General features: G+C 37.6%; 10 protein-coding genes. 8 read left to right on the top strand and 2 right to left on the bottom strand.

Features of this window, described 5'->3' with window-relative positions:
- Positions 1-57: 57 nt before the first annotated feature.
- Complete coding sequence (locus tag H6F45_RS21360) at positions 58-5,460, bottom strand: type I polyketide synthase (protein ID WP_190348345.1); 5,403 nt, start codon at positions 5,458-5,460, stop codon at positions 58-60.
- A gap of 1,787 nt (positions 5,461-7,247) precedes the next feature.
- Between H6F45_RS21360 and H6F45_RS21355 the strand changes: the two genes are divergently transcribed.
- The 8 genes from H6F45_RS21355 to H6F45_RS21325 all read left to right on the top strand — a co-directional run bounded on the left by H6F45_RS21355 (position 7,248) and on the right by H6F45_RS21325 (position 15,311).
- A complete protein-coding gene (locus H6F45_RS21355; protein WP_190348336.1) occupies positions 7,248-8,456 on the top strand; it encodes an ABC exporter membrane fusion protein in 1,209 nt (402 codons plus the stop codon).
- 106 nt (positions 8,457-8,562) lie between these two features.
- Positions 8,563-9,741, top strand: coding sequence for an ABC transporter permease DevC (gene devC, locus H6F45_RS21350; protein WP_137666567.1), 1,179 nt, complete (start codon positions 8,563-8,565; stop codon positions 9,739-9,741).
- Between the two features lie 41 nt (positions 9,742-9,782).
- Entirely contained in the window at positions 9,783-10,787 is a 1,005-nt protein-coding gene (locus H6F45_RS21345) for an NAD-dependent epimerase/dehydratase family protein (RefSeq protein WP_096572235.1), read from the top strand.
- A 186-nt stretch (positions 10,788-10,973) separates the two neighbouring features.
- On the top strand, positions 10,974-11,969 hold the full coding sequence (locus H6F45_RS21340; protein WP_190348335.1) for a glycosyltransferase family 2 protein: 996 nt from the start codon (positions 10,974-10,976) through the stop codon (positions 11,967-11,969).
- 24 nt (positions 11,970-11,993) lie between these two features.
- Positions 11,994-12,461 (top strand): DUF2141 domain-containing protein, encoded by a 468-nt coding sequence (locus tag H6F45_RS21335; protein ID WP_137666569.1) that lies wholly within the window; start codon positions 11,994-11,996, stop codon positions 12,459-12,461.
- A gap of 35 nt (positions 12,462-12,496) precedes the next feature.
- Positions 12,497-12,628, top strand: a complete 132-nt coding sequence (locus H6F45_RS27115; RefSeq protein WP_277877011.1) for a hypothetical protein — start codon at positions 12,497-12,499, stop codon at positions 12,626-12,628.
- A gap of 10 nt (positions 12,629-12,638) precedes the next feature.
- Positions 12,639-13,898 carry a glycosyltransferase family 2 protein gene (locus tag H6F45_RS21330; RefSeq protein WP_190348334.1) on the top strand — a complete coding sequence of 420 codons (1,260 nt, stop codon included), beginning with the start codon at positions 12,639-12,641 and terminating at the stop codon, positions 13,896-13,898.
- 150 nt (positions 13,899-14,048) lie between these two features.
- The gene (locus tag H6F45_RS21325; protein WP_190348333.1) at positions 14,049-15,311 is read left to right on the top strand and encodes a glycosyltransferase; all 1,263 of its coding nucleotides are present in this window, start codon (positions 14,049-14,051) and stop codon (positions 15,309-15,311) included.
- A 1,193-nt stretch (positions 15,312-16,504) separates the two neighbouring features.
- On the opposite strand, the gene H6F45_RS21320 is transcribed toward H6F45_RS21325, so the two are convergent.
- Positions 16,505-18,464, bottom strand: a 1,960-nt coding sequence (locus H6F45_RS21320) for a calcium-binding protein (protein ID WP_190348332.1), incomplete at its 5' end; no start/stop codon positions are given.

The raw sequence follows: 18,464 nt of genomic DNA, 5'->3' as shown, positions 1-18,464 counted from the left end.
TGCATCTTTGCGCGAAACACAATTTCTTTGTGTGGTGGGCATTGCCCACCTTGCAGGTTATTCGGCTTCAGCTACAAGCGTTACTCTTCCCTTTGAGCTATAACCAACTTCACCAATATATCGGTTAGAATCGTACAATTCTCCCACAATATATTCTGCTGATTGATGTGGGTCTAAGTTGGGATGTAAATCAATTGCTCTCAAGAAGACTTTTGGCCATTCCCATCTCAAACTCTTGGTTAATCCAAATAATCCTGCGCCGATAATTCCGAAGTTTTCTGTGTAGTCTAATCCAAATGCACCGTCAAGATGGGCAACTGTACAAAAGCTAACTCTTCCTTCTAATTCGGCGGCTGTGGTCAGCGATTGTTTGAGATGTTTTGCCATTAAAAAGATGTGTTTGACAATCGCTTTTTCTGTTTCTGAATAGCCGAGATTTGCGGTTGTGAATTGTGGATGTAGGTGAATAAATGCCCCAATCTTTCCATGTTGAATAGTTATACTTTGCAGTAGTAGTTGTAGGTGTTCTTCACTCATGTTTGCTAAGGTGAGGCGGGTAACTCCTACTGGTAATGGTGACTGTTCTGGAACTATTGATTGGGGGAAACTCAAAACTACTACTTTCCAACCTTTTTCTATTAGCGCGTGGGCTAATTTTGTTGTAGTTAAAGAACCGTCATCTGTGATTAATCCAATGTGTCCTTCTGGGAGTTTATATTCCCAAAAATCAGGTCTGGGTAATGTTTTGAGTTTGGCTGGACGACGAGGTAAATTTGGGTCTGCTGGTAGTGGTGGGGTTAAGTCCACCACTTTTTTTATTGTTTCTGTTTGTGTTTCTATCTGGTAAGAATCAAGCTTTTTTTTTTCACCTGCCACCAGTTTTTGGAGGTAGTTAACTATCTGTCCAATTGTTCGCAGGTCGCCTAATTCTTCGATGTTTGGTTTGGGTAAATCGGGGTACGCTTCTTGCATTCCTCCTAATATTTCTACCCGTTTGATGGAGTCAATTCCCAGGTCAGCTTCCATGTCCATGTCTAGTTCTAACATTTCTACTGGATAGCCTGTTTTTTCACTGGTAATTCTTAACAGGGTTTCGGCTATATCCGGGTGTTTGGTACTGGGGACTGGGGACTGGGGAATAATGACTAAATCTTGTTTTACTTCCTCTATTTCTGTCACCTGTAACCTGTAACCTGTCACCTCTTCTATCACCTGTAAACTGTCACCTTTCACCTCATTTTTTACTTCTGAACTGTTAACCGTAACCTGTTTTACTAGATATTCAACTATTTGCCCGATGGTGCGTTTTTCTGCCAGTTCTTCTAAGTTTGGTTTGGGTAAATCAGGATATAATTCTTGCAATCCTCCTAAGATTTCTACCCGTTTGATGGAGTCAATTCCCAGGTCGGCTTCCATGTCCATGTCAAATTCTAACATTTCGATGGGATAACCTGTTTTTTCGCTAGTAATTGCTAGGAGATTTTTACCTAGTTCATCAATATTAACTGCGGGTTTTGTTGGCTCAGAAATTAATGCTACAGGTGCAACTGGTTCGGGTTTATTTTCTATTACAGGTTCAGCAATTTTTGTAATGGGAACTTGTTCTATTACAGGTGCAGTTTGAGTTATAGGTTCTATTACTGGTTCAGGAGTTTCTACTATTTTGTTAACAGGAGTAACAACTGTTTCTGTAATAGTTGGTTCTGGGTTTTGGGGGATAAATTCCCGTAGACTTTGGGTGTGTGTTTCGGTAAATTGTGGGGGAATGACAGGTGCGGTTTCTGTAGCGTCAATTAGTAATGAATATTCTTGTTGAATAAGCTGGAAGAAGTTTTTGGTGTATTCTACTTGTTCCCGCAAATATTGTTCATGGATGCGGAGAGTTTCGGCTTGTTGGTTGTGAAATTGCACCATGCTGCGCTCGAAACTTTCCATGATTGATTGTTTAATTTGGGCAGTTTCGGCAGCTTGACTGTTCATTAACAGGGCGTTTTGTTGCTGCATCAATTGGAAAAATGTTTTCGCATATTCCATTTGATGATTTAAATATGTGCCGTGAATTTCTAAGTTATCACTTTGATTATTTTGAAACTGGTTGAGGAGGTTTTCTAAACTTTCCAAAACCTGTTGAAAGTTGGTGTTTTTATCTGGTGTTTCCATATTCCCTCCTAGACTCTCTGCCAGCGCATAAGGCACTTTAGATAATTGTTCTTTGGTGGCTGGATTTAAATTTACAGGTGTAGCAGGATTCATCTGAGAAACTGTTTGCAAAGAAGTAATTACTGGTGTTTTCTTGTTGCCGTTACCGTTACCGTTACCATTTCCGTTTCCGTTGCTGAAAGAAGTTACAGAAGTTACAGGAGTTATAGAAGTTGCAGAATTTTTAACTTCTAAAATCTTAGATTCTTCTAAATTCCGAGATTCTTTAATTTCTTGCACTCCTTGAATTTTGAAACCATCATTAAGTGCTTCGGTAAAGGCATTTTTGGTTTTATCGGAAACGTAGTTAATGCCTCTTAATTTAACGTTTAAGGCTTTTTTGGTTTCTTTGGTGGGTAATGTTTCTGGTAGTTGGTAGGGGTCAAGATTACCTAAAGTCATACCAATTACACGCAGTTGTACTGCTGCTTCTCTGAGAGAGCGATCGCTATTTTTCTGGGTGCTAGGATTGAGAGATATAGTAATATGTGGACGCTCACCCAAAATATCTTTTACCAAGTTGGTAAGAATGCGTTTTGGTCCAAATTCTACGAAGCAATAACCACCGGCAGCATAGATATTTTCTATCTCTTGTTTGAAGTGAACTGAGCTAGAAAGATGACTTTCTAATACTCTTTGAATGGCGGATGGTTCTTGAGGATATTGTTTACCAGTAACGTTACTGAAAACAGGAACTTTGGGATTTTGGAAGGATACAGATTTTGTTGCAATGGCAAAGGATTTTTGAGCAAAGGCAATTAAAGGTGTGTGGAACGCGGCGGATACTGGCAAAGGAACAGCACCATATCCTAACTCTTGAAACTTCTGGTGAATTTTCTGAATTTCCGCAGTAGGACCAGCTAAAACAATTTGAGTGGGAGAATTGAAATTAGCGATCGCAATTTTCGGGAAGTTCTTCAGCACTGCTTCAACTTTGCTGATATCTTCTTTCACCGCTAACATACTACCTGCATCATGATCAGGATCTTTCGGTGCAGCCATCGCTTGACCTCTAGACTTAACCAAGTACAAATAATCTTCTTCACTCAACACTCCCGCAGCCCACAAAGCGGTTAATTCACCAAAACTATGACCGGCGGTAAAATCAGATTGAAACCCAGCTTGTTGGAAAATAGAATACAAACCAGCACTAAAAACACCAATTGCCGGCTGTGCATATTCTGTTCTTTGTAAAGCTGCAATTTGCTCGTTTTTCTCCGCTTCATTAAAAGTTGGATGAGGGAAAACAACTTCCGAAATAGGCTGCAAATTATCTTTATTTAACAACCCATCCATCAACCCATACAACCTTCTTAAAGTTGGGAAATTCATCACCACCTCTCTACCCATTTCTAGGTATTGAGAACCTTGACCAGAGAATAAAGCCACAACTTTTCCAGCTAATTCTATCCCAGAAGCACGGTAATAAATACCCTGTGGATGTTCCCAAGAAGTTGCAGATTGTTTATTTTTCAGTAAGTCAATACTAACTTTGAGTAACTTACAAGCCTCTGCTTTATTCTCGGCTACAAAACCAATTCTCGCCGCAGTCTTAGGAATACTTAGAGATTGAGATTCGAGAACCAATTGTGAATAATATCTATCACCATCGCTAGATTGCAAGTTATTAAAATTTGCTTCTAACTTATTGATTAATTCACTAGGATTGGTAGCAAATAATAACATTTCACTTGCCACATTATGTAAACGATAAGCCTCTTGTTGCTCCCCTTGATATTCTTCCAAAACTACGTGATAATTAGTGCCACCAAAACCAAAGGAACTGACACCCGCACGTCTTGGATCTTCACCTGCTGCACGTATCCAAGGTCTAGTTTCAGTGTTTAAATAAAATGAAGAATTTTCAATATCAAGCTTCGGATTTGGTTCAGTAATATTGATAGTTGGTGGTAAAATCTTGTGGTGTAAAGCTAGGGCAGTTTTCACTAAACTTGCTGCACCTGCGGCGGCTTTTGTATGTCCAATTTGGGATTTTACACTACCTAAAGCAATATGCTGTTTCTTGTTATCATATTGACTAAAGAAACTGTGTAAAGAAGCAAATTCTGTAGGATCTCCCGCCATTGTTCCCGTACCGTGAGCTTCCATTAAACCCACAGTTGCCGGCGAAAAACCAGCATCATTATAAGCACGTTCTAAGGCTTTAACTTGTCCTTCTTTTCGTGGTGCATAAATACTCTTATAGCGACCATCGCTAGAAGTACCAATACCTTTAATTACAGCATAGATTTTATCGCCATCTCTTTGGGCATCTTCTAAGCGTTTGAGAACTAACATAGCGATACCTTCACCTAACATCATCCCATCTGATTTTGCATCAAAAGGTTTGACATTTTCGCTAGGAGAAACCGCCGGAGTTTTGCTAAAAGAAATGTAAGCCATGATGGTGTTATCGGTATCCACACCACCGGTTAACATCATATCGCTGCGATGTTCTACCAGTTCACTAATGGACATTTTTAAAGCACCAAAGGAACTAGCACAAGCAGCATCAACTACACAATTCATACCGCCAAAATTGAGACGGTTGGCAATACGTCCAGCCACAACATTTGCTAACATTCCAGGGAATGCGTTTTCATCCCATTTAACGTAAGCACTCTTAATTTTTTCGACTATTTTCTGAGTATCTTCGTCAGATAAACCGCTACTTTTAAGAACTTTTTCCCACACAGGATATTCTAATCTGGCTGATAATGGCATACCCAATTGTTTAGCCATTGCCACACCTAAAATAACCCCCACATTCTCCCGGTTAAAATCACGAGATTCACCATAACCAGCATCTTCCATTGCTTCTTTAGCAACTACTAAACTTAATAGTTGCGAGACATCAGTAACTTCTAAAATGCTGGGAGGAATCCCAAATTCCATCGGGTTAAAATCAACTTCAGGAAGAAAACCACCACGTTTACAATAGGTTTTATCTTCTGGAGTTCTGGGGTTAGGATCGTAGTAATCTTTGACGCTCCAATGGGTTTCAGGAACATCAGTAATACAGTCAGCTTTATTAACAATATTTGACCAGTATTGTCTTAGGTTTCTAGCTTGTGGCAATAGAGAAGCCATCCCCACAATAGCAATAGGATTTTGTTGCAATTGTCTGTTAATTTTGTGAGTTGACATTTGATTTTCTGACTTCATTTTTCTTTCCTCTATAAACCTAATCAAATCCTTTTCACAACTGTTAATAAGGCTCTCTAACTCTGCCAAGGCAGTATTAATTGAATCAGCAGACATCATGGCATAGAGTAATTTTGAGGATTGTTAATTGTTGAGCAACAGAATTTACGGAAACGTCTGTGGCTTACAAATCATAGACCCATTTTTTTCTTACCAGTATTTCTTGATTTAGCTGTGTAAGAAATCAGGCATTTTCATCCATTAACACCACACGGTAAATACTGCCTTGATTTCCCATTTTAATAATTGGATTCTTTGGTGTTTTGATGTAATTGGCTAACACTATAAACCTGAAACGATACTATACAATGTTGTCTTTCCTTTTCTTGTTTGTTTAGAGACATTATCAGTAAAAACTGGCGTGTGTGAGAAAAGACAGCAGGATTTAGAAAACTCAATCCAAAGAACTCAGGATATTGTAGAAACTGGTAAAATTTTCTGAACTTGTTTGGTTACTAATTGGTTAGTAAATTGGTTAATTGTCTAATCACAGTAGATATGATGTCAGCATTTGTGTGAGCATTAAATTACCAGTGATTAGCAAAATAAGTTAATATATTTTATGACATTCAACCAATAAAAGCTGCCAAACTCGTTACAGAAATAACATCACCTTGACTCTAAATCCATACAATGTGAAAAAATACTTAAACGGTTTTATCGAGATAAGAACAGAGTTTGTTTATCGAAACAATCGGGTTTAAAACTTCGCTTTTTAAGGCGAAAATTTATTGGAGCGGGATATAAATCCCCGTTACAAAAACGGTCTCCTGCCTCCGGTTGGAGAGCGAAGCGATGCACTGAGCACGCTCGAAGTGTCGAACCACTGCCTCCTGCCTTCGTTAAGGTATTTTTTCCTTTTTACTTGCAACTAATTGAATAATTGACTTGCTGCTTTTCATTATTGAATTAATACAAAGAATAACACAATTTGAAAAAATAGAATAGTTCACAGAAAGTAAGTTTTGAAAAATATTTTTGGCTCATGAACTCACTTTTCAATATTCTATCGGTATCATAGTATAGCACCTTACTTGAATTTGCACAATAAAAGTTTTGTTTTAGGTGTGTTCTTGTCATTTACGCTGGCATTATCATGAATTTTAGAGCAACTGTCTTGTCAGTAACAAATCATTAAATAGACACATTATTGATTTGAACATAAATATCTTTTTCTCAGAGAAACATGATAATTAGGCTGTGGTATTTGATGAATTTATAAGATAACTCAGTTTGTTACTCAAATTGGTTATTTATAAAGCAAATCTTAATTTAGTAGCTGTAATTAATCGTATTAAGACCACAGGAGCAACTTGTGATGGAATCTTTATATTTTGACAACATCAATCGTTATTTGATCACAAAACTACAGATGTCACAGTTGATTCATAAACCTCTTATGTCATGTTTTCAAGAAAATATATTATTTGAGTTATTTTCAGTAACAATAACAAATAAGTCCATTTACTTTGTTGACAAAATTCATTTTTTTTGGCAGAATTAGATTGAACTTTTACAGATTTCTTGATTTACTTCTCTGGAAAATCGTTCTATCGGAAACACAAAATTTTTAGTTAGCTATCTTGTATTTCTCGCTACTTTATCAAAGGCTAATTAAAGATAAAACTGATGATAATTGCAAGCTAAATCACCGAGTTCAATCACTGTTGATTTTCCTGTTTATCTTGTTACCTGTAAAGATTGCTATAAACTATCACAACAATTCATACACACAAGTAATGCGACTTATCCATTAGCTAAACGTCAGATTATAAAGGATAAGTTATTTTAGGTAATTTTCGCTATTAAAACTATACCTGAGCAAAAATAACGGGAATAAAAATATGGCAGTAAATAAAGAAAGCCAACTATTAAAAAAAGCTACCAAGCAGTGGAAAATTATTCTAGTAGTTGCAACTGCGTTAACTGCTGGTTTAGGATCTTTCTACAGTTTTTCTCAATTAAGGGGAAAATCTAATTCTCCACTTCCCGCTACTGAAAACCCATCCCCTCAACCCACTCCTGTAAAATTTGCTGTCACTGCTTTAGGAAGACTACAACCCCAAGGGGAAATTACTTATTTATCTGCTCCTAATTCCATCAACGGTGTGCGTGTAGAAAAACTATTAGTAGCAGAAGGGGATGAAGTAACAGCAGGACAAACATTAGCTTATTTAGAAAACTATGAACGTTCAAAAACTGCAATCAAACAAGCTTTTGATAAATTATTAGTTGCTAAATCTAAACTAGCACAGGTAAAAGCTGGAGCAAAACCTGGAGATATTAACGCTCAAAAAGCAACAATTACTCGGTTAGAATCACAATTAAAAGGTGAAATTGCAGTACAAAACGCGACAATTAACCGCATTCAAGCTGAAGTAGAAAATGCTCAAAAAGAGAGCGATCGCTATCAGAAATTATACAAAGATGGCGCAATTTCTGCTTCCATTGCTGATGCCAAAACTTTACAACTAAAAACAGCCCAACAACAATTAACAGAAGCAAAAGCGACACTGCAAAGAACCAAAAACACCTTACAAGATCAAATTCAAGAAGCAACTGCCAAACTCAACAGCATCAAAGAAGTACGTAGTGTAGATGTGGCATTAGCTGAAAGTGAAGTTAAAAGTGCAGAAACTGCCGTTCAACAAGCCAAAGCAGATCACGAATTAACTTACATCAAATCCCCCATAGATGGCAGAGTATTAAAAATTCATGCCAAAAATGGCGAAGTAATAGCAACTTCTGGTTTTGCAGAACTTGGTAAAACCTCAGAAATGAATGTCATTGCTGAAGTTTATCAAACAGATATTCAAAAAGTGAGAGTTGGACAAAAAGCTAATCTTACCAGTGCTGCATTTTCAGGAAAACTACAGGGAACAGTCAAAGAAATTGGCTGGCAAATTGACAAACAAAGCATCTTTAGTCTTAACCCCAACTCAGATACAGATCGCAGAATTGTCGAAGTAAAAATCGCCATTGATAAACCAGCAGACAGCCAAAAAGTATCTCGTTTAACTAACTTGCAGGTAGACGTTGCTATTCAGATTTAGTCATTAGTAGGTGATTGGTGACTGGTGACTGGTGATTGGTGATTGGGTAGAATTAACTAATGACTAATGACTAATGACTAATGACTAATAACTAAAAACAAAATATATGACCATCAAAATACCTTTAGCATGGCTACAGTTAGCCCAGCAAAAACTCCGTTTTGTTGTCGCTGTAGCCGGAATAGCCTTTATTGTGCTGCTGATGTTTATTCAACTTGGTTTCCAAGATGCACTTTATTCTAGTGCTACAGCAGTACATCAAAATCTCAAAGGAGACTTATTTTTAGTTAGTTCTCAATACAAATCTTTGACCTCAAATCAAAGTTTTAATCGCAATCGTTTATATCAAACATTAGGGTTTAATGGTGTAGAATCAGTTAGCCCGATGTATTTGCAATTTGCAAAGCTAAAAAATCCAGAAACAGGCGAGAAATATTCTATTTATGTCATTGGTTTTGACCCCGGTAGACCAGTGATGAATATTCCCGAAGTGCAGGAGAATTTAGATAAACTCAAAATTCCTGATGTCATGTTATTTGACAGATCCTCACGCCCTGAATTTGGTCCCATAGCCAAAAATTTTGAGAGAGGAAATACAGAACAAAAAATAGAAATTTTCGCATTTGATGCCTTGCAAGGTTATCGAGTCAGAGTAGGGGGTTTATTTAGTTTAGGTCCCTCCTTTGGTGTCGATGGCAATTTAATTGTCAGTGACTCAACTTTTGTAAAAATCAATCCCCTTGTACGTCCATCAGAAAAAATAGATGTAGGTATTGTTAAACTGAAACCAGGTGTTGATCCCAAAGAAGTGTTAAAAAACTTGCGGGACAATATACCTAATGATGTCCAGATTTTCACCCGTCAACAATTCATTGATTTTGAAAAAGAATATTGGGCTTCTAGAACACCCATTGGCTTTATTTTAAACTTAATGTTGACAATGGCTTCTGTCGTTGGCGTAGTCATTGTTTATCAAATTCTTTATAGCAATATTGCTACCCAATTTATTGCCTACGCCACCTTAAAAGCTATCGGTTATGCCAATGGCTATTTATTAAATGTAGTTTTTCAACAGGCACTCATTCTAGCTTTACTAGCTTATTTCCCAGGATTTATTATTTCAGTTGCTTTATATGATTTTGCTATGGAAGCAACTAAATTACCCATCGTGATGACTTCTAATAATGCCATACTTGTTCTTACCTCTACAGTTTTGATTTGCATCACTTCCGGCGCATTAGCAATTAATAAACTGCGCTCCGCAGATCCAGCAGATATTTTCTAAATCGTCAATAAATTAACTCAGAATATTCACTAATCAATACTATGGACATCAAAAACAAAACCATTCTCATTACCGGCACTGACGAATTTATTGGCTCTCGTGCAGCAGAATTAGCAATATCTCAAGGCATGAAAGTCAAAGGTTTACAAACTTCTCAAGTACAGGATAAAAACCTCCAAAACTTAGGAGTAGAAATTATTGTTGGTAGCATCACTGACGATAAAATAGCCCAAAAAGCTTGTCAGGGAGTAGACATTATTTTACACACTGCCCAACTAGCAGAAGAAGCAGGAGACATTAAAAGTTTTCGAGAAATTAATGTAGGAGGTACTGTCAACATAGCTAAAGCTGCTAAACAAGCAGGTGTGAAAACATTTGTTCATCTTTCCACTGTCTTAGTTTATGGCTTTAACTATAGCGATAATATTGCCGAAATAGGAACATTATCTAGTGATAATAACCCCTATTGTCAAACTAAAATTGAAGCAGAAACAGAAGTTTTAAAACTTAACTCATCCCCAGATTTTGGAGTGATCATAATTCGCGCTGGAGATGTTTATGGTCCGGGTAGTATTCCTTGGATAGTGCGCCCAGTATTAATGATGCGTCAAAAATTATTTGCCTATGCCAATGATGGTAAAGGTGTGATGAATCATCTTTATGTTGATAACTTAATTGATGCCATCTTTTTAGCAATAGAAAAAGAAGCTTATGGCGAAATATTTAATATTACAGATGGTGAAAAAACTTCTTGGAAAGAATATTTTATTCACCTCGCAGCAATGGAAGGTTTACCTGCTCCCATGTCCTTGCCTAAGGAAGAAATGAAATTGTTTCTTAAAGTGCGTAACCAAGGACAAAAACTATTTCGCAAAAAAGCTGATATCCTCCCAGAGTCAGTAGACTTTATGAGTCGTCCTTATGCTTATTCTATTGCTAAAGCTACAAGTTTATTAAACTATAAACCCAAAGTTGATTTAGAAGAAGGCATGAAACGTACTCATCAATGGTTACAAAAAACCGACATCCAAAAATTGATGAAATAAGTAATCAGTAATGTAAGTATTCAGCTATCAGTAATCAGCCCATAGCCAGGATTCAGGCGTTTTTAGTTCAGGAATGTTATCTACATCTATTTCTTTTGATTCTTTTTATTTCAATCTTTCATTTACATAGCTGATAACTGACGGCTGAATGCTTACTCAGTAATATATTTTTGTCGGGAATGGCGTATGTATAAACCTCAAGCAAAATTAAGTATTGGATTACCTGTATACAACGGCGAAAAATTTATAAAACAGTCTCTAGATTCTCTGCTAAATCAGACATTTAGTGATTTTGAGTTAATTATTTCAGATAACGCTTCCACAGATAATACTGAAGAAATTTGTAGAAATTACGCTGCACAAGATCATCGCATTCGTTACTATCGTAATCCTACTAATATCGGTTGCGCTTGTAATTTTAACCGCGTTTTTGAATTATCGAATAGTGAATACTTTAAATGGGCAGCTTACGACGATTTACACGCTCCTGATTTTCTCAGTAAATGTATACAGGTACTTGAGGAAAATCCACATTATATCTTATGCCATTCCCACACATATCTGATTGATGAACAGGGTAATTTTTTCCAAAACTATGAAATTAAACTCAATACTAACTCAGAAAAAACACAGATCAGATTTGAAGAATTACTCACTAAACATCTCTGTTATCAAATGTATGGAGTCATTCGCAAAAGTTCCTTACAAAAAATCACTCCTATGGGTGGTTATGGCAATGCAGATGGAATTTTATTATTAAGACTTGGTACAGTTGGCCAGTTTTATGAAATTCCCGAATACTTATTTTTTGCCAGGATTCATCCCCAACAATCTTTGAGTATGTTTTTTCCAAGTTACCTGTCTTTTACTCAGAAAGATCCTCAATATTCATTAGATATGTTACCAGATTTCTATGAGTATTCAATTTGGTTTGATTCAGGTAACAAAGGCAAACTTTTATTTCCCCATTGGCGCATTCTCAAAGAATATTTACTTTCAGTCAGTCAAAGTTCACTGAATTTATATGAGCAAATATTGTGTTATTTGATTATTGTTAAAAAGCTATCTGGAACAGAATCTTTATTGCTTAAAGATTTGTGGATGGCTGCTAAAATTTTGCGTTCCCACAAAACCAAAACTAACAGTAATTTAAGTTTGTCCAATGAATATTTAAGCAATTAATCCACAAGCTATATCTCACAGCTTATGTTGAAAATATCTCGCCTTTCTTATCTATTGCTGGCGACTGTTTTAAGTTTCAGTTGTGCTAACACTGCCCATGCACAAACTACCACGGCATTAACTGTAGTCGTGAATGGAATAAGTAACAAAACAGGTGAAATTTGTTTCCGAATTTATAACTCTGAAAAAGGCTTTCCTATGAGTAGTTCTAGTGAAGTTCAAAGTGGCTGCACTAAAATTACTGGTAGTTCTGTGAAAAAAGTATTTTCTGGTTTAAAACCAGGAACTTATGCAGTAGCAGTAGTTGATGATCAAAATGGCGATCGCAAACTCAATAAAGACTTTTTTGGTATTCCTACAGAAGGTTTTGGCATTTCCAGAAATCCCATTGTCTCTATCCAAACTGGTACACCAAAATTTAAACAAGCCAGTTTTAAAATGACTAAAAATACCACCATTAACATCAACATGAAATATTCCCTTGATCCATAAGTAATTGGTGATTTGTGACTGGTGACTGGTGACTGGTGACTGGTGATTGGGTTATTTACCTCCCCATTACCAATTACCAATTACCTATTACCAATTACCTATTACCTATTACCTATTACCTATTACCTATTACCTATTCCTTATTCCCTATTCCCTATTCCCCATGACTAATGACTAATGAAAGATTTGACCGCATTTCTGTCTAATTCTTTGATAGGTTGGCTGGTAATTCAGGTATGTTTAATGCTAATATTTTTATGGTATTTGCGAACCTATAAACAACCATTCTTATCAGATAACCAACTACCAAAAACGGCAGTAATTCTTTGTTTACGAGGTGCTGATCCATTTTTACCTAATTGTGTGCGATCGCTCTTAAATCAAAACTACCCAGAGTACGATTTAAAGCTGATCATTGATAGTCCAGAAGATCCAGCTTTTAAAATTGCCAAAGAAGTCATCGCTGAAACTAAAGCCACTAATTTCCAAATTAGCACCCTCAGAACAGTACGTCATAATTGTAGTCTCAAATGCAGTTCTTTAGTACAAGCAGTTTCCGATTTAGATGACTCTTACCAAGTAATTGCCTTAGTAGATGCTGATACCATCGTCCACAAAAATTGGTTAAGAGAATTAGTTAGTCCCCTCACCGATGAAAAAGTGGGAATCACAACAGGAAACCGTTGGTATGTACCCACAGGAAAATATTGGGGTTCTTTAATACGCTACGCTGGTAACGTTTCTACTGTCGTGCAAATGTTCCTCTTTCAAGTTCCGTGGGGTGGGAGTTTAGCAATTAAAAAACAACTCCTCCAACAAACAGAAATACTGGAAAAATGGGGAGAAGCATTTGGTGACGATATGCTCCTACACAAAGTCATCAAAAAACACGGATGGAAAATTAAATTTGTCCCTTCTTTGTTAATGGTAAACCGAGAAGAAAGCAATTTATCTACTTTATTTCCATCTCTCCAACGCTTAATACTTTGTTCTCGACTTTATCACCCCAATTGGTTAGCATTAGTCAGTGATGCAGTTTCCAGTATTCTCTTTCCTACCCTCACCATTTTCTTAGCTTTAGGATTGTTTTTAGCCACAGAATGGAATACAGCATTTTCCTTATTTAAATCCTATAGCATCTACACAATTGGATTACTCTTGTTAATGCTAGTCATGGAACTAGGAGTACAAGAAATAATTCGCTCTCAAGGACAACCAATTCCAGAAATTTCACTCACCAACATCCTCAAAATGTTCATTGCTATTCCTTTAACACAATGGGTTTATGGTTTAGCAATGTTATCTTCTCTGGGGATGTCAACAGTGACATGGCGAGGACTTACCTATAAAATTCAAAGTCCCTGGCATATTCGCTTAGTTGAATATCATCCTTATCAATGGTTAGATCAACCAATTGATCCGAAAATTTCTCTCTAGTCATACTCTTGATAGAAATTCAGAAGCTTGTCTGTAATTTGATTGGGAATTATAATTGGGAATTTTATTAATTATCAGCGCAAAAACCAAAAGTTTCATCATAGTTGCTGCGTAAATCCTGAAACCAGCACTAAAATCATTGAAACAAAAATGACAAAACAAACCCTCCGCATTGCCTTATTTACTGGCTTATATTCTCCTTTCTTAACAGGAGTATCCGTTGCTGTACATCAGCGCGTCCATTGGTTACTTGAACAAGGACACGAAGTTTTTCTTATTCACCCACAAATCAATAATAAGTTCAGTAAACAAGTTGGGAAACGTCCAATGGCAGGACTAGAAGAACTAGAATCTTTTGCCAACTTTTCCTCCTATGCTTTTCCCACAGAACCGCTAATATTCTATAAATCTCTGCCCCAACCTCTAAACTATCGTCATTGGAGCGATACTCAATTACTAGAAAAGTTTCAACCTGATATCATTGTAGTTGAAGAAGCAGCCCAAATGAGAGGGCTATATTCAGTTTTTCTGCAAGGTTATGGCAGACCTGTAGGAGTTGATTATGCGAAACGTACTAAAACACCCATCATCTCCGTTTTTCATACCGATATCGTTGCCTATATCCGATATTATTTAGGTGATTTCCTATTCGGATTGATGCGTCCCATAATTCCATTATTAGTTAAGCAATTTAGTAATGCTTACACCCTCAATATATTTTCTTCTAGGGAACAACTTTCCAAGTACCAAAAACTAGAATGTCTACGCGGTGAATACGTCCCCTATCAAGGAATTAACTGTGAAAAATTCCATCCCCGCAACATCTGTTATGATCCAATTCCTAACGATAAAAGACCGACAATTTTATTTGTAGGACGCATCACTGCCGAGAAAAATGTCACACAACTTTTAGATGCTTATCCCTTGATAGCTGCTCAAATTCCTGATGTCCATTTAGTCATCGTTGGTAGCGGTCCATTAGATCAAGAAATTCGTCGTCGCGCTCAAAAATTCCTCCACGGTGTAACGCTTTGGGGTGAGTCCCACGGTACTGAACTTTTAGGATGGTTTGCTAGAGCAGATGTTTTTATTAACCCTTCAGTAACGGAAAACTTCTGCACTACAAATAACGAAGCTTTAGCATCAGGAACTCCTGTAGTCGCCGCTATGGCTCCCTCAACCACTGAACAAGTAACAGTTGGTTATAATGGTTTTCTAGCTCAACCCAACAACGCCCAAGATTTCGCCGAGAAGATAATTGCAATACTGCAAAATCCTGAACTCAAAGCCCAATTATCCGCACAAGCTCGTCCTTCTATCTTAGAGTTTGATTGGTCAGTATGTAGCCAAAAATTTGAAGATAAGCTATACCAGTTAGTTGGTATACCCCAAATAGTTAAGTCTTCCTCATAATTATTAGCACCCACAAGTTAAAAAAAGCCAATTTGGCTACATATCTTTGATTATGTTTGGTAGAGTATTCCAGTAATTGACCTGTGGGCTTTTAGGTTATAAGTTGCAGACACGAGCAAACTTTGCCACGGTTTTATCAGCAGAGACATGACCTACTCTCACTGATGATCATCCTGGTATTGCCCTCAACTGTGCCTAAAAATCTTTAGACCTCATAAGTCATGACTTATGGGGTTTTTTATCATCTTACTACTCAGCAGTCAGCTTTTTAACTTAACCAATATTTTCAACATCTTTACTCCTCAATCTTCACTCCTGAATGACCACACAATTACAGACAAAATTACAGGAATTTTGTCTCAAGTTTTTGATGTTTAAATGCACTCTTATGTCAAGATTAAATTCTTAGCAACTACATAAACTAGAAAATGTGTTATTTCTCAGACATAATTACTGCTATTATGTCTCAAGATTTACAGTTAGAGTATTGATTTTTCATATTTTTGCAGCAAAAATACAAAGTAAGTCTAACATCTTGTAGGCTCTCTTGGTGACAACTTAACCTTATCCAATGTCCATAGTCCGCACCTGCGGACTTTTTTTATTGCCTTCATAACACAAGGAGTTAAGTAAGTTGTTAACCAGCTAAATTTTATGATCCTAATATTTTTTACATCTACACTAAACCTACAAGAATAGATATCTCCGAAAATTGAATATGCGTAACCTGAAACCCTTGTTAGGGACAATTCATGAATTGTCCCTACATCTTTTTCGGACAGGTCAAATAGTGATCGCTCCTAGTGCTACAAGCTAGACAACACAAGCAACTTAAATATAAAAATTGCTCAAGTTGAGAAATTCAATTTAGGTAAAATACACTTCACTCGGAATATTACAGCACTTTTGAAGTAAATGAGGTACACCAATTTTAACAGTTGGTTTTAAAACTTGAAGTTCAATTGGCTACTGTACCTCATAAACCTCTAAACTGCTGTATCTCCAACTGATTTTATCCACAGCTTGTAAATAAGGTTTAGGTAAGGTAAACTTGGCAAATACTGAGATGTGTTAGTTTACTTTAACCTGACAGCAATTTTCAGGTAAATGAAACAGGGTTTTTCTTTTGCGAAAAGGAAGTCATCAAACAAAGTGTCGTTTAAATAGATGAAAGATGCTGTAAGTTAGGCAAACTATAGAGAAAAGTAGTTGTTTGTAGTTAATAAACCAGTAGCTATTGTGCCAGTTATACCTGTGACATTAATTAATAGGTCATTGCTAGAATTAAAAGCAGCAAGACTATCATTAACTGATAGATAAGTACCACCATTCCAACCAAAGAATACAGCTTGGTTAGCAGCTAAAGATTGTGTTCCAGTAAGATTGGGATTAGCATCAGCATAAGCAGCGATCGCCGCAGCACTTAATGTAGTAGCGGTTGAGAAAACGCCAGCATTAAAAAGACTGGTGGGAAGTGCAGCTAGGGCTATGCGATCGCTCTCTCCCGGATTAAAATCAATGATGCGATCGGGTGCAGCTAACAGGGAATCATTAAAATTAGAGTAGACAAAGCGATCTGTGCCTAGTCCTCCAGTTATAGTGTCTGATCCGACTCCTCCAGAGATAGTATCATTACCTGCACCACCAATTAAGGTATCAATGCCTGCACCACCATTGAGGGTATCGTTCCCATCTCCACCGTTGAGGGTATTATTGCCACTGTTACCTGTGAGAATATTATTACCTGCGTTCCCTGTACCGTTAATAACTGTACTTCCAGTCAGAGTGAGGTTTTCTACATCGGCCAGGTTAGCTAGGCTGAAAGTGACGCTAGATCGAATGGTATCCGTACCTTGACTGGCTACTTCTGTAATCACATCTGTTGTGCTGTCTACAACGTAAATATCATTACCTGTACCACCAATTAAGGTATCAATGCCCGCACCACCACTGAGGGTATCGTTACCATCTCCACCGTTGAGGGTATTATTGCCACCGTTACCTGTGAGAATATTATTACCTGCGTTCCCTGTACCGTTAATAGCTGTCGTTCCAGTCAGGGTGAGGTTTTCTACAGTGGCCAGGTTAGCTAGGGTGAAAGTGACGCTAGATTGAATGGTATCCGTACCTTGACTGGCTACTTCTGTAATCACATCTGTTGTGCTGTCTACAACATAAATATCATTACCTGCACCACCAATTAAGGTATCAATGCCCGCACCACCACTGAGGGTATCGTTACCATCTCCACCGTTGAGGGTATTATTGCCACCGTTACCTGTGAGAATATTATTACCTGCGTTCCCTGTACCGTTAATAGCTGTCGTTCCAGTCAGGGTGAGGTTTTCTACAGTGGCCAGGTTAGCTAGGGTGAAAGTGACGCTAGATTGAATGGTATCCGTACCTTGACTGGCTACTTCTGTAATCACATCTGTTGTGCTGTCTACAACATAAATATCATTACCTGCACCACCAATTAAGGTATCAATGCCTGCACCACCATTGAGGGTATCGTTCCCATCTCCACCGTTGAGGGTATTATTGCCACTGTTACCTGTGAGAATATTATTACCTGCGTTCCCTGTACCGTTAATAGCTGTCGTTCCAGTCAGGGTGAGGTTTTCTACAGTGGCTAGGTTAGCTAGGGTGAAAGTGACGCTAGATTGAATGGTATCCGTACCTTGACTGGCTACTTCTGTAATCACATCTGTTGTGCTGTCTACAACATAAATATCATTACCTGTACCACCATTGAGGGTATCGTTCCCATCTCCACCGTTGAGGGTATTATTGCCACCGTTACCTGTGAGAATATTATTACCTGCGTTCCCTGTACCGTTAATAGCTGTCGTTCCAGTCAGGGTGAGGTTTTCTACAGTGGCTAGGTTAGCTAAGGTGAAAGTGACGCTAGATCGAATGGTATCCGTACCTTGACTGGCTACTTCTGTAATCACATCTGTTGTGCTATCAACAACATAAATATCATTACCTGTACCACCAATTAAGGTATCAATGCCCGCACCACCATTGAGGGTATCGTTCCCATCTCCACCGTTGAGGGTATTATTGCCACCGTTACCTGTGAGAATATTATTACCTGCGTTCCCTGTACCGTTAATAGCTGTCGTTCCAGTCAGGGTGAGGTTTTCTACA

The organism is Sphaerospermopsis sp. FACHB-1194, from assembly GCF_014696235.1.
Classification (GTDB): domain Bacteria; phylum Cyanobacteriota; class Cyanobacteriia; order Cyanobacteriales; family Nostocaceae; genus Sphaerospermopsis; species Sphaerospermopsis kisseleviana.
The sequence above is the reverse complement of the archived record's forward strand: the minus strand, read 5'-3'. Positions and strand labels throughout refer to the sequence as shown.